Below are 26,766 nucleotides of genomic sequence, written 5' to 3'. Positions count from 1 at the left end.
TTATAACATGACAAAAAAGAATGCAATTCAGGATATTTATCCGCTGTCTTATATGCAGGAAGGAATGCTTTTTCATTCCCTCCTGCAAAAGGAATCACAGGCTTACGCCGAGCAGGCCTCCTTTTCAATAACGGGGAAGGTTGACACCCGCGTGTTTGAAGAGAGCGTTCATGCCCTTTTCGAAAGACATGATATTTTCAGAACGATCTTTATCAGCCAGAACGTGTCAGTGCCGCAGCAGGTCGTATTAAAAGAGCGGAACGTCAGCATTATTGAGGAAAATCTCACTAATTTAAATAAGGCTGATCAAATCAAGTATATTGAAGAAGCCAAACGAAGAGACCGTGAGAAAGGGTTTCATCTGCAAAAAGACATGCTGATGCGGGTGACGCTGCTTCAAACCGGTGAATGTGAATATACGTGCATATGGAGTTTCCATCACATCATTATGGATGGCTGGTGTCTCGGAATCGTGCTGAAAGAGTTCTTCCAGATATACGCCTCGCGGCTCCGCCGGACACCGTTAACGCTTGAGCCCGCTGTGCCGTACGGGACCTACATCAAGTGGCTGATGGAGCAAGATAAAGAAAAAGCCGCTTCGTACTGGGAGCGATACCTTGAAGGCTTTGAGCAGCAGACTGTTCTGCCGAAGCAGAAAAAAGCCGGCGAAAGCAGACAAGAGGAAGTGACGTTTTCCTTTTCAAAAGAGGACACGGCTAAGCTGAAAGAGCTGGCCGTGAAAGAAGAGGTCACGCTGAGCACCATTTTCCACACGCTCTGGGGCATTTTGCTTCAGGCGTATAACCAGACAGAAGATGCGGTTTTTGGTTCTGTCATTTCGGGAAGGCCTTCTGAAATCGAAGGCATCGAGCGAATGATCGGCCTGTTTATTAATACCGTGCCTGTCCGGATCAGCGGGGCGGACATCCCGTTTCAAAAGCTGATCAAAAACGTGCAAAGGGACGCTTTGAAAGGACAGGCATACAGCTATCACCCGCTTTATGACATACAGGCGAATTCACAGGTAAAACAAGGCTTAATTGACCACATTCTCGTCTTTGAGAATTATCCGGTTGAACAGGAGCTTGATGTGCTGAACAGCAAGGGAGACACGAAAGACCTTTTTCACATCCATGATTTCAGCATGGAAGACGAAACCAACTACAGTTTTTACCTGATGGTGGCGCCGGGTGACGAGATTCATTTGAAAATGAGATACGATTCAAGCGTGTATGACCGCCAATTTATCGAAAATATCAAAGGCCATTTGGCACACAGCGTCTCCCAGGTTCTCGACAAACCGGACATCACGCCGGACAAGCTTGAAATCATCACCCCAGAGGAAAAAGCGCAGCTGCTTGCGCCGATTTCTGAAGAGACCGAAAAACCTGAATATGACACGGTTCATGCGATGTTTGAAAGGCAGGCCGCAAAAACGCCGAATCAAATCGTGATTCGGTATGAAGGTGAGTCAGTGACGTACAAAGAACTGAACGAATCGGCTAATAAGCTGGCCCGCCTGCTGCAAAAGCGCGGATTAAAGCGGGAGGAGCCGGTAGGCGTCATGCTTGGCCGTTCCCCTTCTTTAGCGGCGGCCGTTCTCGGTATTTTAAAAGCGGGCGGCGCCTTTGTTCCGATAGATCCGGGCAGTCCAAAGGAGCGTATCCGATATGTTATTGAAAACAGCGGCTGCGTCCATGTTGTAACAGAGCGGCAGCAGTCAGTCCCCGCGGAACAAGCGCTGCAAGTTACATACATAGAAGAGGCCGGGACGGAAGCGGACGGAAGCAATGTGCAATCCATTAATACGGCGGACGACCTTCTTTATATGATTTATACATCCGGTACGACAGGGAAACCGAAGGGCGTGCTGATCGAACATAAAAATATGGCCAACCTGCTTTCTGACCAATGGACGAACACAGACATTGATTTTTGCACAAATGTGCTGCAGTACGCATCTTTGGCGTTTGACGTCTGCTATCAGGAGTTATTTTCAGTACTCTTGAGCGGCGGCACCCTCTGTATCGTGCCCGAATCAATTAAACGGGACGTTTCTCAGCTGTTTTCGTTTATTGATCAGCACAACACGGAAGTTGTGTTTTTCCCGACTGCGTTTGTCAAAATGCTTTTCAATGAAGAAGGTTATGCACAGTCTTTTCCCCGCTGTGTGAAGCATGTCATTACGGCCGGGGAGCAGCTGACCGTTTCGCGTTTGTTCAGGCAGACGCTCCGTTCACACGGTATGCATCTGCATAATCATTACGGCCCGTCAGAAACTCATGTGGTTTCAACGTATACGATTTCTGCGGGAGATGACATACCTGAACATCCGCCGATCGGGAAACCGATCCATCATAACAAGATGTATATTCTCAGCAAAAACCGGCAGCTTCAGCCTCTCGGAATTGCGGGAGAATTGTATATTTCCGGAGCGAATACAGGAAGAGGCTATGTGAACAATCCGGCGCTGACCAAAGAGAAATTTTTGCCGGATCCGTTCAGAACGGACGCCGTCATGTACCGGACCGGAGATTTGGCAAGACTGCGTGCGGACGGCCAAATCGAATACATCGGCCGGACAGATGATCAAGTGAAGATCAGAGGGTACCGGATTGAACCGAAGGAAATTGAAACCGTCCTGGCAAATCATCACGCCGTAAAAGAAGCTGCCGTTCTGATTCAAACGAATGAGTCGGGCGAAAATGAATTATGCGCTTACTGCAGCGTCTCACAAGCGACTGATCCTTCTCAGCTGCGGAGAGATTTGGCTAAAGAGCTGCCTGAGTATATGATTCCGGTCAAATGGGCTTTTGTTGACTCAATTCCGCTCACTGCGAACGGAAAAGTCGATCAGCGGGCCCTTCCGGAAGCTTCGGCGTACGCAGCGGGCCGTCGATATACAGCTCCCCGGAATGTGACGGAGCTGAAGCTTACCCGCATATGGGAAGAAGTGCTTCAAACCGGCCCGATCGGCGTTCACGATCACTTTTTCGAGCTTGGCGGCCATTCATTAAAGGCGACGGCACTCGTTGCAAAAATAGCTAAAGAGTGCAGTGTGCAAATCCCGCTGAGCGATGTCTTCAGCCATCCGACTGTAGAAGAACTCGCCAAAATCATCAGTGAAGCAGAAGAGAACCCGTTCGCATCCATAGAAAAGACAGAAATGAAAGAAACATATCCTGTCTCATCCGCCCAAAAACGGATGTACGTCCTTCACCAGCTTGAAAATGGCGGTGTCAGCTATAACATTCCAGCCGTTTTAGAGGTGAAGGGGCCGTTTGACCGAGATAGGATGGAAGCCGTGTTCAAGGAATTGATCGGGCGGCATGAACCGCTTAGAACGTCCTTTGAAGAAAACAACGGCCTGCCCGTGCAGAGGATTCATGACGACGTGCCGTTTGCATTTACAAAAGAACAATCAGCCGAAGCGTTTATCCGGCCGTTCGATCTCGGCAAAGCGCCCCTTTTCCGGGCGGGATTTGTCCAAATAGAAAAAGACCGGCATCTGCTTTTAGCTGACATGCATCATATTATTTCAGACGGCGTATCCGTCAATCTTTTGATACGTGAATTCAGTGAGCTGTATGCTGAGAGAAGTCTGCCGCCGTTACGGATTCAATACAAAGATTATGCCGTCTGGCAGCAATCATTTATGGCGGGCGCCGCATATCGGAAACAAGAGGAGTACTGGCTGAACCGGCTTGCCGGTGAGATTCCCGTGCTTGAATTGCCGGCTGATAAGCCGCGTCCCCCGGTGCGGAGTTTTTCCGGAGACCGGGTGTCATTTGTCATCAATGAAAAACATACAGCTCAGTTGAAAAAGCTGGCGAAAGAAAACAAATGCACACTGTATATGACGCTGCTCGGTGTGTACACAGTTCTGTTAGCCCGTTTAAGCGGACAGGAAGATATGGTTGTCGGGTCTCCGATTGCAGGAAGGCCTCATGCCGACCTTGACGCCGTTCTGGGCATGTTTGTCAATACGCTTGCTTTCAGGACGCGTCCCGACGGAAGCATGACATTCAAAGAATATTTAAAAGAAATTCGCCAAACAGCGCTTGAGGCTTACGAACATCAGGATTACCCGCTAGAAGAGCTCGTCGATAAGCTCGGTGTGCCGCGGGACATGTCCCGAAATCCGCTGTTTGACACAACATTTGCGCTGCAAAATATGGAACAGCAGAAGCTTAGGGCAGCCGGACTTGAACTGCAGCCGGCAGACGTCAGCCTGCCGATTTCTAAATTTGACTTATCACTGTACATCTCTGAAAACGCCGGTGAATTGTACTGCCAGTTTGAATACAGCACCGATTTGTTTAAGAGAAAAACGATTCAAAAATGGGCGGGATTTTTTACGACACTTGCCGAAAACGCCGCGGCTGATCCGGGCTTGGAATTAGACGATATTTCTGTTTTGACAGAAAAAGAAGAAGCGTCTCTGCTTCAAGATTTCAGCCCCGTGCAGAAAACAGCGTTTCCGCTTCATCAGTCTCTTCATGATCTGCTGGAACAGCAGGCGGAAAAAACGCCGGACCGTCCTGCGATTTTAACTGATGACATTTCGATTACGTATCAGGAACTGAACGAAAGGGCAAACGAGCTTGCGCATCAGCTGATCAAGCGCGGCATAAGGCTGGAGGATAAAACTGCCATTATGGGCCGGCGTTCTCCTGACATGCTGATCGGCATTTACGCTGTCTTAAAAGCAGGCGGTGCATATCTGCCGATTGATCCGGATTACCCGGAAGAGCGGATTCGCTTTTTACTGAAAGACAGCGGCGTGAAATTCTTACTGGCAGAACCAGAACTTTTCGCACCAGATCTTTTTGAGGGAGAAATGATCTCTCTGAAAAGCGGACAAACAGGAAACCCTGAAGCTGCGGCCAACCCTAACGTTCCGGTAAAACCTGATTCATTGGCTTATATCATCTATACATCCGGTTCTACGGGACGCCCAAAAGGCGTGCAGGTTGAACATCGGTCAGCCGTAAACTTTTTATACTCGCTGCAAACGCGTTATGGATTAAGTGATTCTGACATCATTTTGCATAAAACATCCTACTCTTTCGACGCTTCGATTTGGGAGCTGTTTTGGTGGCCGATCGCGGGAGCTTCTGTTTTCCTCCTTCCGCAAGGCGGCGAGAAAGACCCTGAAATGATACTGAACGCTTTGGAGAATAACCGCATAACGGCGGCCCATTTTGTGCCATCCATGCTTCATGCTTTCTTGGAATATATAAATTCCAGAAAACAGCCGATCAAAAAGATCTGCTTAAAAAGGGTTTTTGCCGGCGGTGAACAATTGGGCCCGCACTTGGTTTCCCGTTTTTATGACCTTCTGCCTGGAACGGAATTGACAAATTCCTACGGTCCGACGGAAGCGACGGTAGAAGCGGCGTACTTTGATTTGCCGCAAGGAAAAGAATTTCACAATGTTCCGATCGGCATTTCCGGGCATAACATGCGGCTGTATATTTTAAATCAAAAGAAACAGCTTCTGCCGCCGGGCTGTATCGGAGAGCTGTACATCGCGGGGACAGGGGTGGCCCGGGGCTATCTGAACCGGCCTGAGCTGACGGAGGAGCGCTTTCTCAATGATCCGTTTTATCCGGGAGAACGCATGTATCAGACGGGTGATATCGCACGCTGGACAGAAGATGGCCTTGTCGAATGGCTCGGCCGTTCAGACGGACAGGTGAAAGTCCGCGGCTACCGGATTGAACCGGGAGAAATCGAAGCGGCGATCCGGCGCATCGACGGCATTCGTGAGGCGGCGGTCACCGCCCGGACCGAACACGGCGAAACCGCGCTTTACGCCTATATCGAAGGACGGGAAAGCGATGACGTGCGGGCGGAGCTTGCGACACGCCTTCCGGCTTACATGATGCCGGCTCAGTTCATAAAGATGACCGAATGGCCGGTCACGCCGAGCGGAAAGCTTGACCGCCGCGCGCTGCCGGCTCCCGGCGGAGCGGCAGACAGACAGGCGTACACCGCCCCGCGGAACGTCACGGAAATGAAGCTTTGCGCCCTTTGGGAAGAGGTGCTGAAAAACGGCCCCGTCGGCATCCGGGATCACTTTTTTGAGCGGGGAGGCCATTCGTTAAAAGCGACAGCTCTTGTCTCCCGCATCGCCAAAGAGTTCGGTGTTCAGGTGCCGTTACAGGACATCTTCGCCCGGCCGACGGTGGAAGAGCTCGCTTCGGTTATTAAGGACTTGGAAGAAAGCTCGTATGAAGCGATTCAGCCTGCGAAAAAACAGGACACCTATCCGGTGTCTTCGGCGCAGAAACGGATGTATGTGCTCCAACAGCTTGAAGACGGCGGTGTCGGCTACAATATGCCGGCTGTGCTGGAACTGACGGGCCCGCTTGACCGCAGCCGGCTGGAGGAGACGTTCCGGCAGCTTGTGGAGCGGCATGAGTCGCTCAGAACGTCCTTTGAAACGGGGCCTGACGGCGAACCGGTGCAGCGCATCCATGACAGCGTGCCGTTTCAACTGGATGAGGCCGAGTCAGCTGACGCATTCGTCCGGCCGTTTTGTCTGGAGGAAGCGCCGCTCTTCCGCGCGGCTCTCGTGAAAGAATCGGATGAACGCCATCTTTTATTAACGGATATGCATCATATTATTTCTGACGGTGTGTCCGTCAACACCTTGATTAAAGAATTCGGCGAGCTGTACGCAGGCCGTTCGCTTGCGCCGATGCGCCTTCAATATAAAGACTATGCCGTCTGGCAGCGGTCGTTTCAGGAGAAAGAAGGATATCAGAAGCAGGAAGCGTATTGGCTGAAGCGGCTTGAAGGAGAGCTTCCGGTGCTTGAGCTTCCGGCTGACAAGCCCCGTCCGGCGGTCAGAAGCTTTGCGGGCGGCAGCGTATCGTGCACGCTTGACGCTGAAACGGCATCCGGCCTTCACCGCATCGCCCGGGATCACGGCTCCACTTTGTATATGGTGCTTCTCGCCGCGTACAATACGTTACTCGCGAGATTGAGCGGGCAGGAAGACATCATCGTCGGCTCACCGATTGCCGGGCGTCCGCACAAAGACCTTGAACCGATTCTCGGCATGTTCGTCAACACGCTCGCCATCAGAACGGAGCCGAAAGGAGACAAACGGTTCACCGATTATTTGGCGGAAGTCCGCCAGGCGGCGCTTGAGGCGTATGAGCATCAAGACTATCCGTTTGAAGAGCTTGTGGAACGGCTCGGCGTGCAGCGGGACACAAGCCGCAATCCGATGTTTGACGCCATGCTTGTCGTCCAGAATATAGAGCATGAGGAACTGCTGTTGGACGGTTTGCATATTCAGCCTGCGGATGTGTCCCGTCCGGTTTCCAAATTTGATGTCACTTTACAGGCTTCTGAAGGCGGGGGACAGATTCATTTTCTGTTTGAATATGCGGCGTCTTTATTCCGGAGAGAAACGATGCAGCGCTGGGCTTCGCACTTTATGACGATGCTTGAACACATTGTCCGTGAACCGGAAACTTCTTTACAAACGATCAGCATGCTGACTGCTCCGGAACGGAACCGGATTCTTTCGGACTTTAACGGCATGACGGATCAACAGCTGTCTGAAAAAACAGTTCATGAACTGTTCATCACCCAGGCGCGAAAAACACCTGATGCCGCGGCCCTTATCAGCGGGGAAACTTTGGTCACATACAAAGAATTAGATGACTGGTCGAATAAAATCGCCAGAGCTCTGCAAAAACGGCAGATCGGACCTGATGCAGCCGTCGGCATTGTGATACCAAGATCGCCGGAACAAGTAGCGGCAGTCTTCGGGGTTTGGAAAGCCGGAGGAGCCTACGTCCCGATAGATCCTGAATATCCGGAGGAACGCAAGCAATATATCATCTCAGACAGCGGCACAGCGCTTCTCCTTACCGCACACGGTGCGATAGAACAAGTGCCTGATCGTTTTAACGGTGAAGTGCTCGCACTGGAGGATATCCAAGAACAGGATGCTTCGCCGGTCCAGTCATTATCAACACCGGAAGATTTGGCTTACATCATTTATACATCGGGAACGACAGGCAGGCCGAAAGGGGTTATGGTCGAACATCGATCCGTCAGCCAAACTCTTCAATGGCGGAGCGGATTTTATGATCTGAATGAGAAAGATACGATTCTTCAGCTCTTTTCATTTTCATTTGACGGTTTTGTAACAAGCATGTTCACACCGCTGATTTCCGGTGCGAAAGCGGCCGTTTTAGCCGAAGATGAAGCAAGAGATATTCTTGCTATTAAACACTATCTTGCATCTTACCGCATCACTCACATGATCATTGTTCCCGTACTGTACCGTACACTGCTTGACGTACTGGAGCCGGGGGATGCAGAGTCTCTCAGAATTGTCACATTAGCTGGAGAAGCCGCCGACCAAAACATTATCAGCCGCAGTTTATCAGTTTGTCCACACACTGAGCTTGCCAATGAGTACGGACCGACGGAAAACAGCGTCGCCACTACAGCGGCAAGACATATAGAACAAAGTGAGAACATCACGATCGGCCGTCCGATTGAGCATTCACACGTTTATATTTTAAACGGGGATCACCCGCAGCCGATCGGTGTAACGGGAGAACTTTGCATCTCGGGTTCCGGCCTTGCAAGAGGGTACCGCAATCTTCCTCAGCAAACGGCCCAAGCCTTTGTCCAAGACCCGTTCCGGAAGAACCGGCGCATGTACCGCACGGGCGACCTGGCAAAATGGCTGCCGGACGGCACGCTGCAATATATCGGCCGAATGGACGAGCAAGTCAAAATCAGAGGCTACCGGGTGGAACTGAAAGAAATTGAATCCGCCTTAACAGGCATAAAAGGTGTCAAAGAAGCAGCTGTTACCGCTCATACCGCATCAGCAGGCCAAACGGAACTATGCGCTTATATCGTGACAGAAGAAGGAACAGAAAGTGCAACCGTGCAGCAAGCACTCAGAAATGAAATGCCCGCTTATATGGTGCCGGCGTTCTTTGAAACACTTGAAGCCCTGCCTGTCACACCGAACGGGAAGCTTGACCGCCGCGCGCTTCCTGAGCCGCGGAAAAAAGCGCACACCGGACGGGCATTTACCGAGCCTGAAAGCGACATGGAAAAAGAGCTGTCCGCGATTTGGAGCGAAGTGCTCGGAACTGAAAACATTGCCGCGGATCAATCATTTTTTGAACTGGGCGGCGATTCCATCAAAGCCCTGCAAGTATCAGCCCGATTACATCAGGCAGGAAAACAGATCGCCGTAAAAGATATTTTCAGCCGGCCGACAATTAGGGAGCTGGCGCCTTATGTCCGTACAGAGCGGCAGCCGGTCAGCCAAGCTCCTGCAGAAGGAGAAGTGAAGTGGTCGCCGGTTCACAAATGGTTCTTCACACAAGACATGAAGGAAGCAAACCATTTTAACCAGTCCATCATGCTGACGAGAACAAATTCAATAGATGAAGAGGCCCTGAGGAAAACGTTAAAAGCCATTACCGTTCATCATGATGCCTTGCGCCTTGTCTGCAAAAAAGACGAAGAGAAAGGTCTTCTCCTCTTCAACAGACCGGCTGACCTCGCAGATGAGCAGCTTTACAGCCTGACCATATTAGAAACGGAAGACGATGAGCATGAGAAGGAACGTTTTGTAAAACGCCGCGTCGCCGAGCTTCAGAGAAACATGAATTTGGAGAACGGGCCGCTGGTACAGGCGGGGCTGTTCCGCTCTGAAGCAGAAGATTACTTGTTTCTGACGGTCCATCATCTCGCTGTCGACGGGATATCATGGCGGATTTTATTGGAAGACTTGGCTTCTGCTTATGAGCAGGCCGTCTCTGGACAGGAAATCAAACTCCCTCCGAAAACCATGTCATTCAAAACATATACGGAGCAGCTGGCCGATTATGCCGAAAGCAGACAGCTTCTTCAGCAGGCGGAGTATTGGCGGGAGATTGAACACTATCAAACAGAAAGTCTTCCTTACGAGCAGGCAGATTTATCTCAAACTTCTGCAAAAAACCGGAACACGGTATCCTTCACTCTGACAGAAAGTGAAACGGACGCCCTGTTGAAAGATGTGCACAGCGCCTACAATACGGATACGCAAGATGTGCTTTTGGCTTCCGCCGTGCTCGCTGTTCAGAAATGGTCGCCGCGGCACGCTTTGAAAATCGCCCTTGAAGGACACGGACGCCAATCGGAGCAGGCAGGGTCGGACATCAGCAGGACGGTGGGGTGGTTCACTTCCATTTACCCGGTGCTTTTCCGGAGCGGAGTTTATGAACCTCATGAAGAATATGAAATTCGCACATTGAAAACCGTCAAAGACACATTGCGGCGCATTCCGGATAAAGGGAACGGATACGGCGTCCTCAAATATTTAACACCGCCGAAGCTTGCCGGGATGACTTTCGGGAAAGCACCGGAGATCAGCTTTAACTATCTCGGACAATTCGATGCGCCCGGCGGGAATCCGGCAGAAACGGAACAGCCAGACGCGTTTCAGTTTTCTCCTTTGGGAGGCGGAGATGATGTGACAGATACATGGAAACGGGAGCAGTCACTTGAAATCAGCGCGATTGCGGCAAAAGGCCGGATGACCGTCAGCATTTCCTATGAAACGGAGCGCTTCCGGCAAGATACGATCGAACGGCTGTCCGAAAGCTGCCGGTATTATCTCCTGAAACTGTCGGAACACTGCCTCAGCAAAACCGATACGGAGAAGACCGTCAGTGACTTTGATGATCGGGAGCTGACTGAGGAAGCCTTGCAGGATATTGCCGACTTACTCAGCTTCCACTAAAATCGAGCGGGAGGAACACATGGACAAAACGAAAAATATCCAAAACATTTATCCCCTCAGCCGAATGCAGGAAGGAATGCTTTTTCATTCCTTTCTGCAAAAGGAGGGGGCTGCATATATCGAGCAATCCGTCTTCACCATAAAAGGCCGGCTTCGTCCGGAATTGTTTGAGCAAAGCGTACAGTCTGTCATCAGCCGCCACGATATTTTCAGAACGGTTTTTTTACCTCATATCGCTCAGCTGAACGGCCCCCGCCAAGTTGTGCTGCGTGAGCGGGAATTCCGGCTGCACCGCGAAGATCTTACACATTTGGACGAAGCGGAACAGAGCATCTATTTACAGCGATTTAAGGAACGTGACCGCTTAAAAGGCTTTGACTTGCAAAAGGATATGCTGATGCGTGTTTCTTTGTTTAAAACGGGTGACGAAAAATATGTATGCGTCTGGAGCCACCATCACATTCTTATGGACGGCTGGTGCCTCGGCATCGTCCTTCAGGAATTCATGCATATGTACCGGGCGATTGAATCAGGCTCACCCGTCACACTGGCGCCCGCAAAGCCTTACAGCACTTATATTACATGGCTGACTGATCAGGACAAAGACGCGGCTTCTGAATATTGGAAAGGATATTTAGCAGGCTGCGAGACACCCACAGGACTCCCGAAAATATCGGCCCGTCCCCAGGAAAAAGGCTACCGTAAGAAAGAGCTCCTGTTTTCTTTAGATCAAAACCTGACAGACAGGCTGAAAACCATCGCCAAAGAAGAGGGGGCTACGCTCGCGGTTCTTATGCAGACTGTATGGGGCCTGATGCTGCAGCGCTACAACCGGACGGACGATGCCGTATTCGGTGCCGTCGTATCAGGGCGCCCTTCGGTCATTGACGGCGTGGAAAGCATGATCGGGCTGTTTATCAATACCGTGCCGGTACGCATTAAAACGGGTGACGAAAGCTTTAGAGAACTGCTGGGGCGCTTGCAGAAAGAAATGCTTGACTCAGAGGCGTTCAGTTATCATCCGCTTGCTGACATCCAATCTCAGACTGAGCTGAAACAGGATTTAATCGACCACATCATCGTGTTTGAAAATTATCCGATTCAGCAGCAGATGAAAGACGCGGAAAAGGAATCGGATGCACCGTTCCGGATCGGGAATGTCAACGTGTCGGAACAATCGGGCTACGATTTTAACCTCATCATAGCGCCTGGCGATGAGCTGCTCATCAAATTCAGCTACAATGCGAACGTTTATGACGAAGTATGGATAGAGAGCGTAAAAGGACATTTGGAAGAAGCTCTGCGTGGCGCCGCCTTCAATCCCGATGTTCCCGCTGATCGGCTTCCGATGCTCGGACAAAAGGAAAAATCAAGAATAATCGGCGAATTTAATGACACGAAAACAACTTATGAAAGAGACGAAAGCATCATCAGCCTGTTCAGCCGACAGGTGAAGAAAACCCCGGACCATCAGGCGCTTCACGCCGGCGGGCTGACGATGACGTACCGGGAGCTCGATGAACGGTCAACTGCATTCGCCCGCACCCTGCTGGAAAACGGTTTGGCGCCAAAGGGAATTGCCGGGATTCTGGCCGAACGCTCACCGGAATTTATCATCGCTGTTCTCGCTGTATTGAAAGCGGGAGGGACGTACCTTCCTCTTGATGCAGAACTGCCATCCGACAGGATCGCCGATATGCTCACTGAGAGCGGAGCACAGCTGTTAACGGTACAAAAAGGGATTGAGACTGATATTGACTTTTCTCACATCATCTCTATCCCGGCTGCAGCTGAAAAACAAACAGCTGATGCGGGAAAGCTGAATACCGATACAGCACCTGATGACCTTGCCTATATTATGTATACATCCGGTTCAACAGGAAAACCGAAGGGCGTGATGATTTCCAACCGAAACGTCGTATCGCTCGTGTCAAACAGCAATTACACGGCGGCCGGTGTGACGGATCGTCTCATTCTGACAGGGTCCATCGGTTTTGATGCAGTGACATTTGAAATCTTCGGAGCGCTTTTGAACGGAGCATGTCTTCATGTGGTTGACCGCTCGACAATGCTTGCCCCTGAGAGGTTCGGCAATTATCTTTCTTCCAACCGGATTACGATTCTGTTTTTGACGACGGCGCTCTTTAACCAGTTTGCCCAGGCAGATCCGGAGATGTTTTCTGGGTTGCACACCTTATATGTCGGCGGAGAAGCATTGTCCCCGGCGCTCATCAATAAGGTCAGACACCGCTGTCCGAATCTCAGCCTTTATAACATATACGGACCGACGGAAAATACGACATTTTCTACCTTTTACGAAATCAGGCACGATTTTTCTCAGCCGATCCCAATCGGAAAACCGATCAGCAATTCAACCGCGTATATCATTGATAAAAACGGCGGACTTGCGCCGATCGGCGTGCCCGGTGAGCTTTGTGTCGGCGGTGACGGGGTTGCCAAAGGCTATTTAAACAGGCCTGACTTAACAAGTGAAGCATTTGTCAGCCATCCGGTTCATCCTGAAGAAAAGATCTACAAAACAGGCGACTTGGCACACTGGCTGCCTGATGGAAGCATCGGATACATCAGCCGTATCGACCGCCAATTCAAGATTCGCGGGAAGCGGATTGAGCCGGCCGAAATTGAAGCACGCTTGACTGAAATAGATGGAATCAGGGAATCGGCAGTCATCGCAGCAAAAGAAGGACAAGAAGCAATCCTTTGTGCGTATTATACAGGAGCACATGCTGAAGAAAGAGCCATTCGATCCCTGTTGGCCAGGTCGCTTCCCGACTATATGATTCCGCAGTATGTGATTAAGCTTGACCGTATGCCGCTTACCGCAAACGGCAAAGTGGACCGCCGCCGGCTGCCTGCGCCGGAACGGAAAAAAACGTCATCAAAAGCCGTTCCGCCACGAAACTGGGTAGAGCGTGAGCTGATCGACATTTGGACGCCGATCCTCGGCTGCGGGGAGCTGGGCATACAGGATGACTTCTTTGAGCTGGGCGGCCATTCTTTGAAAGCATTGCAAGTGATTCATCAGCTGAAGACCAGGCAGCAGATGGATGTGCCGATTGAAATGATATTTGAATATCCGACAATTGAACAATTGGCTGAAAAGCTGTATTCCAGCACACTGTCGGAAGCTGCCGAACAGCATATCAGCAGACTGAATCAGCCGAAAGGCCGCAACCTATTCTGTTTTCCGCCTATCTCAGGTTTCGGGATTTTCTTTAAAGATCTTGCGGCGGCATTAAACGGACGGGCTGCTGTGTACGGTTTTAACTTTATTGAAGAAGACAGCAGAATGGAACAATACATTGATAAAATGCTGGAAATCCAGCCGGAAGGCCCTTATATCCTCTTCGGATATTCAGCGGGCGGCAATACGGCATTCGAGGCGGCAAAAGCGATGGAAAAGCGCGGCTTAGAAATCAGCGACGTCATTATCGCAGACGCGTACAGAAAGCTTGACGCACTGCCGCCGCAGCCAACAAACGCAACAGCCGAAAATGTCCCGGAAGCCGTCAGGGAAGCGGTCATCAGAAAAACAGAGCGCTATCAAACGTACTGGGCGGAACTGATAAATGATGGCCAAATTGCGGCAAACCTCCATTTTATCGAGGCCGGTATAAAGGAAGAGCACAGTGATAAGACCGAGCCGATGAAGTGGGAAGGCGCCACAACGGGACTCTATCAGGAATATCAAGGCGGGGGCGCCCATAAAGATATGTTTGAACCCGCCTATGCACAGCAAAATGCTGAGGTCATACTGGACATCATTGCAAACAGCGGAAGACGCTTGGCGCGGAATCTGTAACATCCGGCAGAATGGCTGAAGAAGACAAAGGGCAAGATAGGGGAATCAAACTCAGTTTTTTTGGAGGCTTTGACATGACGAACCTATCTTGGCTTACGTATGTAATGATCATTCTTGCCAGCTACCGGCTGACCCATTTGATCGTATTTGATAAGATTACGGAATTCATAAGAAAACCCTTTATAAAGCAAGAAAAAACCGTCGATCAAAACGGGCGCGCCGTCCAAAAAAAAGTCCCTTCCTCCGCATTCGGTTATATGCTGCAATGTTATTGGTGTGCGGGTGTCTGGTGCGCCATATTGATCGGCATCTGCTACTTGGTCTGGCCCCGCTATGCACATCCGGTTATTTTCATTTTATCCATCGCCGGAGCGCAGGCCATTCTTGAAACATGTGTCGGCGTCGGAACAAAAGTCATTGACGTGCTCGCCGCCATAAAACATAAAAAGTCCTGAAGCGTTTTATTCGCTTTAGGACTTTTTTCTTTCCCTTTTAGGCTGAGAGGAGCAAAGCAGGCTTTCTGATTCACCGCCCGGAATGCTTCGGAATACCGTAAAGCAGAGAGGGGGAAAAACATGAAAAGCTGCCGTTTTAGCATGATATGGTTTTTGACCGTTGTACTGACAGCCGGTATCTTTACATTCTCAGCATCCGCACAAGCAAGCGGCACTCAGCCGGAGAGAGAAATGAGAGCCGTATGGATCGCGTCTGTCACCAATATCGACTGGCCCTCTAAAAAAGGGCTGTCACCGGAAGAGCAAAAAAGAGAATACAGCAAGCTGCTGGATGACGTTCAGGAGATGGGAATGAACGCCGTTATCGTCCAAATTAAGCCTGCGGCTGATGCTTTTTATCCATCAGATTACGGGCCTTGGTCAGAGTATCTGACAGGAACACAAGGCAAAAATCCCGGCTACGATCCGCTTGCTTTTTTAGTTGAAGAGACACATAAACGGAATCTTGAATTTCACGCTTGGTTCAATCCTTACCGGATCACGATGAATCACACAAATTTGAATGCGCTTTCATATGATCATCCCGCGCGTTCCCATCCGGACTGGGTCGCTGCATACGGAAAACAGCTGTACTATAATCCGGGCATTCCGGAAGTAAGACAATTTATAACGGATGGAATCAAAGAAGTGGTCAGCCGTTATGACATTGATGCGGTTCATATGGATGATTATTTTTATCCTTATAAAATTGCCGGACAGGAATTCCCCGATCAGGCGGAATACGAACGGTACGGAAAAGCTCACTTTGCATCAGTTGATGACTGGCGCAGGGATAACGTCAACCGGCTTGTAAAAGAAATCAACCAAACCATCAAACGAGAAAAACCTTATGTCAAATTCGGAATCAGCCCGTTCGGCGTATGGAGAAATGCCGCAGATGACCCGACAGGCTCCGAAACGGCCGCCGGGGTGCGGAACTATGATGATTTATATGCTGATACGAGAGAATGGATCCAAAAAGGATACATTGATTACATCGCACCGCAAATTTACTGGAGCATCGGATTTAAAGCGGCGGCATATGACGTCTTAGCGGATTGGTGGGGAAAAGAAGTGAACAATCGGCCGGTGCATTTATATATCGGGCAGGCAGCTTATAAAATCAACAACAATGCTGACCCGGCCTGGGCCGACCCGGGGGAATACGGAAGACAGATTACTCTAAACAGGGGATCAGCTTGGATTAAAGGAAGCATGCATTTCAGTTTAAAGGATTTAAACCGTAATCCGCTCGATGTGAAAAACCGTTTGATCAAAGACATGTACAGCCGGCCCGCATTAATTCCCGAGATGCCTTGGCTCGGACATTCCGCTTTAAAAAAACCGTCTGTCAAACGGGCGGAGAAGAATGCTTCAGGCCATACACTCTTAATTGAAGATGCGAAATCCAACGGTAAAAAAACGGCTTATTACGCCATTTACCGCGCAGAAAAGGGAAAGCAGCCTTATTTAGTGGATACAGTCAGAAAAACATCGTCACGGACGCAGACATTTTCAGATACTGATACTCGGGCGAAAGGAGTCTGCACCTATATCGTTACTTCCGTTGACAGGCTTCACCATGAGAGCCGTCCCTCCGCAAAACGGACGGTTAAATAGCATTATTAATAAAACTGACAGTTGCGGCGCTGTCAGTTTTTTTGCAGCGGATGAGTCCGAATGTTCAGACTTCATTTGGATGGAATGAATAAAGACCCCCATTAATAAAATGTAGAAAGCAGCAGAAGGAGGAAGGTTAATGAATTTTCAACTGACAAAAGAACAGCAGATGGTACGCGAAATGGTCAGAGATTTCGCCAAAAATGAAATTGCCCCGAAAGCCCATGAGGTTGATCAATCAGCCGTCTTCCCGATAGACACATTTAAAAAAATAGGCGAACTCGGGCTGCTCGGAATTCCGTTTCCGGAAGAATACGGCGGGGCGGGCGGTGACACCATTTCATATGCGGCAGCGGTCGAAGAAATCGGAAAAGCCTGCGGCAGCACTGGGCTGAGCTACGCGGCAGCCGTGTCACTCGGCGCAAGCCCATTATACTATTTCGGTACTGAACAGCAAAAGCAAGAACATCTTATTCCGCTTGCTTCGGGAAAAGCGCTCGGATCATTCGGGCTGACAGAGCCGAATGCAGGTTCCGATGCCGGCGGAACCCAGACAAAAGCCGAGAAAAAGGGCGATGACTATGTGATAAACGGAGAGAAATGCTGGATCACAAACGCAAATTACGCCCGAACGGTCATTGTCACCGCCGTTACGGGAAAGAACTCCTCCGGAAAACCGATCATTTCAGCTCTGATCGTCCCGACAGACACACCGGGATTTACGATCACAAATCCGTACGACAAGATGGGTGTGAGAGGGTCGGATACGGCCGAGCTTGTGCTGGAGGATGTCAGGGTGCCTGCCGATAACCTGCTCGGTGATCCTGAAAAAGGTTTTAAACAATTTTTATATACATTAGACGGCGGGCGGATCTCGATTGCGGCACTGGCTGTCGGTATCGCTCAAGGCGCGCTGGAGGCGTCGCTGTCATATGCGAAGGAACGCAAGCAGTTCGGCAGTCCGATATCGTCATTTCAAGCCATTCAATTTAAGCTGGCCGATATGGCGATGGAAATTGACCTTGCCAGACAGATGGTGCTTAAAGCGGCATGGCTGAAGGATCAAAACCTGCCATTTACGAAAGAAGCGGCATTCGCCAAGCTTTATGCATCTGAAATGGCCGTCAGAACATGCCTTCAGGCCATCCAAATTCATGGCGGTTCCGGTTATATGAAGGAATGCGGTGTCGAACGTATGCTTCGTGACGCAAAGCTGATGGAGATTGGCGAAGGAACGTCAGAAATTCAAAGAATGGTCATCGCAAGACAGCTTTTGAAGTGAAATGAAAACGTTTACTAAGACAGGGATGGAAAGGGGCAGGTCATATGGCTGAACTTATCCATTTAACAGCCGGAAAGCTGCTTGAGCGGACCGCGGAGCTTTTTCCGGATCGTGAAGCGGTTGTTTATCCTGAGCGCGGCCTTCGTTATACGTATGCCGAGTTTGACCGGTTATGCCGGCAAACCGCAAAAGGGCTGATGAAGCTGGGAGTTGAAAAAGGAGATCATGTGGCCATATGGGCATCCAACATTCCGGAATGGCTCGCGGCGCAATTTGCAACGGCGAAAATCGGCGCCGTTCTGGTCACCATTAATACCAATTTTCAAATCGCAGAGCTTGATTATCTGCTGGCACATTCAGACGTCTCGGCCCTGATAATCATGGATTCCTACCGGCAGACATCTTATGTTGAAATCGTGAATAAGCTGATTCCGGAGCTGAAAACGTGTGAGCGCGGCAGGCTGCGTTCGAAACGTTATCCCTTTTTACGGACGGTGTTATATATCGGTGATAAAAGCCCGCCCGGGGTGCACCGTTGGGATTCTTTGCTGAAGGATGCTGAGTCTGTAACGGATGCAGAGCTTGACGGAAGGATGGACAGCCTGAAAAAGGATGATTGCATTCATATGCAATATACATCAGGTACGACCGGATTTCCGAAAGGCGTCATGCTCTCACATTTTAATATCGTAAATAACGCGGCAAATATCGCAGAATGCATGAAGCTTACTTCAAGTGACCGTTTATGTATTCCCGTGCCGTTTTTCCACTGCTTTGGGTGTGTGCTCGGCGTGCTGGCATGTGTTTCCGCGGGTGCGGCGATGATTCCGATCGAACAGTTTTCTCCGCCGGCCGTTCTGAAAACGGTGGAGCAAGAAGCCTGCACGGCTCTGCACGGTGTACCGACGATGTTTATCGCCCTCCTTCATGACAGCCGTTTTTCTGAATATGATCTTTCCCACGTCCGAACCGGTATTATGGCAGGCTCGCCATGCCCGGCGGAAGTCATGAGAGAAGTGATCGGCAAAATGGGGATGACTGACATTACAATTGCCTACGGACAGACCGAAGCATCACCTGTCATTACGCAGACAAGAACGGATGATTCATTTAAAAGAAGAGTGGAAACAGCGGGGCGCGCGCTTCCCCATATCGAATTCAGAATCGTTCGGCCCGGAACATCCCAAGAAGCCGACCGGGGCGAACAAGGAGAGCTCTGCACCCGCGGATATCATGTCATGAAAGGCTATTATAAAAATCAAGAAGCGACCGAAGAAGCGATAGACAAAGACGGCTGGCTGCATACCGGTGATTTGGCGGTCATGGACGAGGACGGGTACTGCAAAATCACGGGCCGTCTGAAAGACATGCTGATCAGGGGCGGCGAAAATATCTATCCGCGTGAGATTGAGGAAATGTTATATCGGCATCCCGCGGTAGCAGACGTTCAGGTCGTCGGCGTGCCTGATCCGAAATACGGAGAAGAGGCCGCGGCATGGGTCAGGCTCAAAGACGGACAAACCGCTTCCGCAGAAGACATCAGAACCTTTTGCAAAGAACATATCGCCCGCTATAAAGTCCCCAGGTATGTTTTGTTTACAGATGAATATCCAATGACAGCCTCAGGAAAAATTCAGAAATTCAAGCTGCGGGAAAAAACGATTGAAGAGCTCAAGTTAACTTAATGAAAAAGGAGTGCTTCACATTTGTTTAAAAAAGTCCTGATTGCCAACAGAGGAGAAATCGCCTTAAGAATTATCCGCACCTGCAAACGTCTCGGCATCCCCTCGACAGCTGTCTATTCAGAAGCCGACCGGGACGCCCTGCACGTAAAAGCGGCTGATGAGGCCTATCCAATCGGAAAATCGAGAGTAAATGAAAGCTATTTACATATCGACAGAATCATAGAAGCCGCCAAATCCGCCGGAGCGGACGCCATTCATCCGGGCTACGGGCTTCTGTCAGAAAACAGCCTGTTCGCCGAACGCTGCCGGAAGGAACAAATCACATTTATCGGTCCGCCCGGTGATATCATCGCCAAGATGGGCAGCAAGATAGAAGCCCGAAAAACGATGCAAAAAGCAAAAGTCCCGATCGTTCCTGGTGTTTCAGAGCCATTGCCCGATGTTCACTCCGCCTTAGCCGAAGCCCGTGCCATCGGTTTTCCGGTCATGCTGAAAGCGTCCGCAGGAGGAGGCGGAATCGGCATGCAGATCGTACATTCAGAAGAAGAGCTGGCCAAAGCGTTTGAAGGCAATCAAAAGCGGGCCGCCTCCTTTTTTGGAGACGGCGCAATGTACATGGAAAAGGTCATTGAAAATGCCCGTCATATTGAAATTCAGATACTCGCAGATTCTTTCGGCAACACCGTTCATCTGTTTGAACGTGACTGTTCAGTCCAAAGGCGCCACCAAAAAGTGATAGAAGAAGCGCCGTCGCCGTTTGTTGACGATGAATTAAGACAAAGACTCGGTGAAACCGCCGTTAAAGCCGCTAAATCGATCGGCTACCAAAATGCAGGCACAATAGAATTTCTCGTCGACCAAAAGAAACAAATCTATTTTTTAGAGATGAACACAAGACTGCAGGTGGAGCATCCGGTGACAGAAGAAATTACAGGACTGGATCTTGTGGAAGAACAGCTGAAAATTGCCGCTGGGCAGGCGCTGACTTTCTCGCAGAAAGATATCAACCACCGCGGTCATGCGATTGAAGTGCGGATCTATGCGGAAGATCCGGTCACCTTTTACCCGTCACCCGGTACCATCTCGTCTTTTTCCGTTTTAAGACACCCGTCAGTGCGACACGAATGCGCCGTCGAAAAGGGAAGCGTCATTTCTCCGTTTTACGATCCGATGATTGCCAAAATGATCGTCACGGCGAATACGAGAAAACAAGCCATTGAACAACTGAAAACCGCCCTTGGCGAATATCATGTAGAAGGGATTAAAACCAACATTCCGCTGCTGACAAAAATTGCTCATTCAGAAGTGTTTGAAAAGGGCGAGGCAACAACCGGTTTTTTACAAAGAATGAACGAGGGGGCGTCAAAATGAGCGTCATAAAAATTCAGATGGCGGGAAACCTGTGGAAAATTCATGTGAAGCCGGGCGATGTCATTGAAGAAGGACAGGAAGTGGCCATCTTGGAATCTATGAAAATGGAAATTCCGATTATCGCTGATGCAGCGGGTACGGTGAAAGAAGTGAAAAAATCAGAAGGTGATTTCACTGATGAAGGAGAGGTCCTGATTGAACTTCAATAAAACGGGAGGTGCAGCATGAACTGTCCGAAACATGTCCGCATCAATGAAGTAGGACCGCGTGACGGCTTGCAGAATGAATCAGCGTGGGTGGATACAGAAGATAAGATTGAGTGGATCAATATGCTGTCAAAAACAGGCCTTCCCTATATCGAAGTGACATCATTCGTGCATCCGAAATGGATTCCGGCTCTTCGTGACAGCCTGGACGTCGCAAAAGGCATTGCCAGATCTGAACATACGGTCTACGCGGCTCTCGTTCCGAACCTCATCGGACTGGAGCATGCGGCAGAAGGCGGAATCGATCAGGCATGTGTATTTTTATCTGCAAGCGAAACCCATAACCAAAAAAACGTAAACAAACCGATTGACCGGACCGTTCAAGAGCTCAGGCGGGTTATTACTGAAGCAAAAGCTGAAAAAATGGCGACGAGAGCTTATCTGTCCACTGTGTTCGGCTGTCCGTACGAACAGAACGTGCCGGTCGAACAAGTCATCCGCCTGTCAGACACCCTGCTCGAAATGGGTGTTGATGAAATATCGCTCGGCGACACGATCGGCGCGGCAAACCCCTTGCAGGTCATAGCCGTGCTTGAAGCCCTTTTGCCGAGAATTCCCGCCTCAAAAATCGCACTCCATTTCCATGATACAAGAGGAACGGCTCTAGCGAATATCATTCCCGCTCTTGATATGGGCATCACATCCTTTGATACTTCCTCAGGCGGGCTTGGCGGCTGCCCGTACGCCCCTGGATCAGCAGGAAACGCTGCCACAGAAGACGTCATTTATATGCTCGAACAAATGGGGATTGATACCGGGACGGACATGAATAAACTTCTTTATGCCGCCGGCTGGATCGCGGATAAAATAGGCAAAGACCTGCCAAGCAGAAACCTGCAGGCATTCAGAACGAAATGAGAAAGGAGAAGCCATGGAAGATTGCGTCTTGTATTCCGTCTGTCAAGAAACGATCGGTCTGATCACGCTGAACCGCCCGCATGCGGCCAACTCGCTGTCTTCAGAAATGATTGATCATTTGCAGCGTGTGATTGAAGACATCAAAAACTCGCCATTCATTCGTTGTGTCATTCTCACCGGCACCGGGAACACATTTTGCGCCGGTGCTGATTTAAAAGAAAGAGCGGGGATGAATCATGAACAAGTCAGACAAAGCGTCAGGCGTATCGGTGAAACGGCCGCATCCATTGAAGCTCTCCCGCAGCCGGTCATTGCAGCGCTGAACGGAACCGCTGTCGGAGGAGGCCTTGAACTCGCTCTCGCCTGCGATATCAGAACAGCCGTCAGCCGGGCGGGCCTCGGCCTTCCTGAAACAGGGCTTGCGATCATTCCCGGGGCGGGCGGAACGCAGAGACTGCCCCGGCTTATCGGCCCTGGCGCGGCAAAAGAATTGATCTATACCGGCCGAAGACTTTCTGCAGAAGAGGGAAAAGACATGAAGCTGATCGAGCATGTTTATGAAGCCGATGAACTTATGGAAAAAGCAAAAGCACTGGCCGGCCGAATCGCCGCTAATGGGCCGATCGCCGTCAGACAAGCAAAATCCGCGATAAACAAGGGTCTGGAGACAGATCTCAATACAGGACTCGAAATCGAACGAAAAGCATATGAACAAGTCATCCCCACACTTGACAGAGAAGAGGGCCTGCGCGCTTTTAAAGAAAAAAGACCCCCTGAATACAAAGGAAAATAAAACATGGAGGGACTCGGATGGATTACGAAAAAGAACGGCAGACACGCAGCAAAATGATAGAAAAGGGAGGAGCCGCGAAATATCACGCAAGCAACGAAAAGAAGGGAAAACTTTTTGTAAGAGACAGGCTGAAGCTTTTATTCGATGACGGCATATCCGTTGAAGACGCTTTTTTCGCCGAGTGCATGTCAGACGGACTGCCGGCTGACGGGGTCGTTACCGGGATCGGAACCATCGGCGGCAGAACCGTTTGTGTGATGGCAAACGACTCAACCGTAAAGGCGGGCTCGTGGGGCGCGAAAACGGTGGAAAAAATCATCCGCATTCAGGAGACGGCGGAAAAGCTTCAGTGTCCGCTCTTGTACTTAGTCGATTCCGCAGGTGCGAGAATTACGGATCAGGTCGACATGTTCCCGGGCAGAAGGGGAGCCGGCCGCATCTTTTATAATCAAGTAAAGCTGTCGGGCCGCATTCCGCAAATCTGTTTATTGTTCGGCCCTTCCGCTGCGGGCGGCGCTTACATTCCGGCCTTTTGCGACATTGTCATTATGGTCGAGGGCAATGCATCCATGTACTTAGGTTCCCCGCGTATGGCAGAAATGGTGATTGGCGAGAAAGTATCGCTTGAAGAAATGGGCGGCGCCCGTATGCATTGTTCCGTATCAGGCTGCGGTGATCTCCTCGCCCGGACGGAACAGGAAGCAATCATGATGGCGCAGACATATCTCAGCTACTTTCCGGCAAATTATACTGAAAAAGCGCCCGTCAACAAATCTAAGAACCCGAAAGCTTTTGAAAAACCGCTCTCAGATGTCATCCCGGCACATCAAAACGCACCGTTCAACATGATGGATTTACTTGAACGTGTCATCGATGAAGACTCATTTTTTGAGATTAAACCGTTATTTGCGCAGGAATTAATAACGGGGCTTGCGCGGATTCACGGACAGCCGGTCGGCATTATCGCCAATCAGCCGCGTGTCAAAGGCGGGGTTTTATTTCTCGATTCGGCGGATAAAGCCGCAAAATTTATCGCTTTGTGCGACGCATTCCATATTCCGCTTCTGTTTTTAGCAGACATTCCCGGATTCATGATCGGAACGAAGGTTGAGCAGGCGGGCATCATCAGGCATGGCGCAAAAATGATCTCCGCAATGGCGGAAGCGACTGTTCCGAAGCTTTCCGTTATCGTCAGAAAAGCCTACGGTGCCGGATTATACGCGATGGCGGGGCCTGCTTTTGAACCGGACTGCTGTTTAGCGCTTCCGACTGCGCAAATTGCCGTAATGGGTCCTGAAGCAGCGGTGAATGCGGTCTACGCAAACAAAATCAGCGAGCTCACACCTGAAGAAAGGCCGGCTTTTATTCAAGAAAAGCGTGATGAATATAAGGAAGACATTAACCTTTACCGGCTTGCCTCTGAAATGGTGATTGACGGCATTGTTCCTGCTGATTCCTTGCGGGAAGAACTCAATAAACGCCTCACTGCTTACATGTCCAAACAACTGACATTCACACACCGGAAACACCCCGTATACCCGGTATAAATAAAAAAAAGACTGCATAGATCCGGCTCACAGCCGTTCTTATGCAGTCTTTTTTCACAGTCTTGATCTCATTTTCTTCACAACAAAATAAACAACAATAAATACGAGAGCCAATATAATGATCGGAGTTGTATACATTCCGGCATAGCTGTCTACGTCTTTCCACTGTCCCCCGAGCTGATACCCGAGATAAACGAAAATGACAGACCACGGAATAATGGCAAGCGTCGTCAATATGACAAACTTGGAAAGAGGCATTTTCGCAAGGCCGGCCGGGATGGAAATCGCATGTCTGACGACCGGGATAAACCGCGCCGAGAACACAACGCCGGCGCCGTAACGGCGAAACCAGTTTTCCGCAACATCAACATGATGCTTTTTCAGAAGTAAGTACTTGCCGTACTTGTCCAAAAACGGCCGTCCCCCATAACGGGCGATCCAGTAAATAAAGCACTGCGCGATCGTTCCCCCGATCACACCGGCGACAATGGCGCCGATAAAGCTGATCGTGCCTTCTGACACCATATAGCCTCCGTAAGCCAGAACGATTTCACTCGGAATGATTTCGATCATTAATCCGAGCGCAATCCCTAAATAGCCCATACTTGTCAGCCAGGATAATATTTCACTAATAAAATTGCCCACACTGTTCACAACCTCTTTATCTTTTTACCCAATTATATGACTGATTGACAAGCAAAATGGTTACAAATTATTTTTTAACGCACGATTTCTTCAGATTCTCTTTTTAACACCTCTTCTAAATAAGCTAAAAGTTTCGGTCTCATTTCTTCCCGCAGAAGCCCTATCTCCGTGCCGGCCTTAAAACAGCCGAACTTATCTCCTATATCAAACCGGCTTCCTTCAAGCTCCCGCGCGTAAATGCTTCGGGTGCGGCACACTTCGCGCAGCGCGTCTGTCAATTGGATTTCGTTGCCCGCGCCTCTTCCGATCGTCTTCAGCGTTTTAAAAATAGCAGGGGTTAATATGTAGCGGCCCATCACGGCAATATGAGAGGGCGCCTTTTCAACAGCCGGTTTCTCAATCAGATCCTCAACCTGGTACACATGACCGCTCTGCCGCCCCGTCTGTATAATACCATATTTGCTGACATCAGCAGGATCGACGGGCTGTACGCCGACCGTTTCTGTACCGTGTTTGTTATAGACGTCTATGAGCTGTGAGAGAGCGGGAGTATCAGATACCATAATATCATCACCTAAGAGAACGGCAAAAGGCTCATCTCCGATAAAATGCTCCGCACACAGCACCGCATGTCCTAATCCGAGAGGTTCTTTCTGACGGATGTAATGAATATTGGCCAAATCGGCAATCCGCTGCATTTCCTTCAGCGTCTCCGTCTTGCCTTTTTCCTCAAGATTGAATTCCAATTCCGCCGACCGGTCAAAATGATCTTCAATCGAGCGTTTGTTTCTCCCTGTAATAATCAATATATCTTCAATTCCTGACGCTGCGGCCTCTTCGACAATATATTGGATGGCCGGTTTGTCGACAATCGGCAGCATTTCTTTCGGCTGCGCCTTTGTCGCCGGCAGAAATCTCGTTCCTAAACCTGCTGCGGGAATGACCGCTTTTCTCACTTTTTTTCTCATTCATCTTCCCTCCTGATCCTGTATGTTTTTCAGCGAATCTCCAAATACCCAGATTCGGTTTCCGATAAAATTCATCATCATTCCGCCGATAGTGGCAGCGAACTTACTCACCAATAGCGAACAGCCGCCTTTTTGAAACGCGTAAAGCAGCAAAAAGGTGATTCCCGACGCGGCAAGATTAATCATGAGAAACCGCATGATCTCTTTCCCGTCAGCCTTGCGTTTTACACGAAACGTCCACTTCCGGTTCCATACATAGCTGTTGATGATCCCTGCCGAATAGGAGCAGATCTGCGCCGGAAGATAGGGGACATGACAAGCGGCGAGAAGAAAGAAGACACCAAAATCGATCAGCGTATTGCCGACGCCTACAGTGCAAAAACGGCCTGCTGTCTTTACTTTTTCTTTCAGCATAGCGGTGACCTCCCCTCATAATAAGATGCAGTTCGCTGTCCTATTTGTTGATATGGATTACTTTAGCGGACAGTGTTGAATAAACAATTACTAAAATATGAACAAAACATGAAAACGTAATGAGGCTTTGCAAAACTCATTAAGTTAACAGTTTTATAGTTTAGGTTGACATATTCCGCGAGGGGCACTAATATTCTGTATAAGTGTTAACCTTTTA

13 protein-coding genes and 1 pseudogene are annotated in these 26,766 nt (G+C 49.8%); 11 read left to right on the top strand and 3 right to left on the bottom strand.

Going from position 1 to position 26,766, the window contains the following annotated elements; all coding sequences use genetic code 11:
- Positions 1–7 precede the first annotated feature (7 nt).
- From MY7_RS08220 to MY7_RS08170, 11 genes are all read left to right on the top strand, one after another.
- The gene (locus MY7_RS08220; RefSeq protein WP_007611860.1) at positions 8–10,783 is read left to right on the top strand and encodes a non-ribosomal peptide synthetase; all 10,776 of its coding nucleotides are present in this window, start codon (positions 8–10) and stop codon (positions 10,781–10,783) included.
- Positions 10,784–10,802: 19 nt separating this feature from the next.
- Positions 10,803–14,606, top strand: a complete 3,804-nt coding sequence (locus tag MY7_RS08215) for a non-ribosomal peptide synthetase (RefSeq protein ID WP_007611859.1) — start codon at positions 10,803–10,805, stop codon at positions 14,604–14,606.
- A 74-nt stretch (positions 14,607–14,680) separates the two neighbouring features.
- The gene (locus MY7_RS08210) at positions 14,681–15,061 is read left to right on the top strand and encodes a DUF1360 domain-containing protein (RefSeq protein WP_003153891.1); all 381 of its coding nucleotides are present in this window, start codon (positions 14,681–14,683) and stop codon (positions 15,059–15,061) included.
- Positions 15,062–15,181: 120 nt separating this feature from the next.
- Entirely contained in the window at positions 15,182–16,720 is a 1,539-nt protein-coding gene (locus tag MY7_RS08205; protein WP_029325941.1) for a glycoside hydrolase family 10 protein, read from the top strand.
- A gap of 139 nt (positions 16,721–16,859) precedes the next feature.
- On the top strand, positions 16,860–18,002 hold the full coding sequence (locus tag MY7_RS08200; protein ID WP_007611857.1) for an acyl-CoA dehydrogenase family protein: 1,143 nt from the start codon (positions 16,860–16,862) through the stop codon (positions 18,000–18,002).
- A gap of 44 nt (positions 18,003–18,046) precedes the next feature.
- Positions 18,047–19,687, top strand: coding sequence for an AMP-binding protein (locus tag MY7_RS08195; protein WP_007611856.1), 1,641 nt, complete (start codon positions 18,047–18,049; stop codon positions 19,685–19,687).
- A 21-nt stretch (positions 19,688–19,708) separates the two neighbouring features.
- Positions 19,709–21,058 (top strand): acetyl-CoA carboxylase biotin carboxylase subunit, encoded by a 1,350-nt coding sequence (locus MY7_RS08190; protein ID WP_007611855.1) that lies wholly within the window; start codon positions 19,709–19,711, stop codon positions 21,056–21,058.
- Complete coding sequence (locus MY7_RS08185) at positions 21,055–21,267, top strand: acetyl-CoA carboxylase biotin carboxyl carrier protein subunit (RefSeq protein WP_007410121.1); 213 nt, start codon at positions 21,055–21,057, stop codon at positions 21,265–21,267. Before MY7_RS08190 ends, MY7_RS08185 begins: the two co-directional genes overlap by 4 nt.
- A 15-nt stretch (positions 21,268–21,282) precedes the next feature.
- Positions 21,283–22,182, top strand: coding sequence for a hydroxymethylglutaryl-CoA lyase (locus MY7_RS08180; RefSeq protein WP_007611850.1), 900 nt, complete (start codon positions 21,283–21,285; stop codon positions 22,180–22,182).
- A 13-nt stretch (positions 22,183–22,195) separates the two neighbouring features.
- Positions 22,196–22,975, top strand: a complete 780-nt coding sequence (locus MY7_RS08175) for an enoyl-CoA hydratase (RefSeq protein ID WP_007611841.1) — start codon at positions 22,196–22,198, stop codon at positions 22,973–22,975.
- A gap of 17 nt (positions 22,976–22,992) precedes the next feature.
- Positions 22,993–24,522, top strand: coding sequence for an acyl-CoA carboxylase subunit beta (locus tag MY7_RS08170; protein ID WP_007611839.1), 1,530 nt, complete (start codon positions 22,993–22,995; stop codon positions 24,520–24,522).
- Positions 24,523–24,576: 54 nt separating this feature from the next.
- Here the strand turns inward: MY7_RS08170 and MY7_RS08165 are convergent, their stop codons facing one another.
- The 3 genes and pseudogenes from MY7_RS08165 to MY7_RS08155 all read right to left on the bottom strand — a co-directional run bounded on the left by MY7_RS08165 (position 24,577) and on the right by MY7_RS08155 (position 26,593).
- Positions 24,577–25,167, bottom strand: coding sequence for a DedA family protein (locus MY7_RS08165; RefSeq protein ID WP_007410125.1), 591 nt, complete (start codon positions 25,165–25,167; stop codon positions 24,577–24,579).
- A gap of 74 nt (positions 25,168–25,241) precedes the next feature.
- Entirely contained in the window at positions 25,242–26,135 is an 894-nt protein-coding gene (galU, locus tag MY7_RS08160) for a UTP--glucose-1-phosphate uridylyltransferase GalU (protein WP_007611838.1), read from the bottom strand.
- Positions 26,136–26,593: pseudogene (locus MY7_RS08155) on the bottom strand (GtrA family protein). It lies immediately after the preceding gene.
- Between the last annotated feature and the right edge of the window lie 173 nt (positions 26,594–26,766).

Origin of the sequence: Bacillus sp. 5B6, from assembly GCF_000259405.1 — a bacterium.
Lineage (GTDB): Bacteria > Bacillota > Bacilli > Bacillales > Bacillaceae > Bacillus > Bacillus velezensis.
Note: the sequence above shows the minus strand (reverse complement) of the source record. Positions and strands in the feature narration are given on the sequence as shown.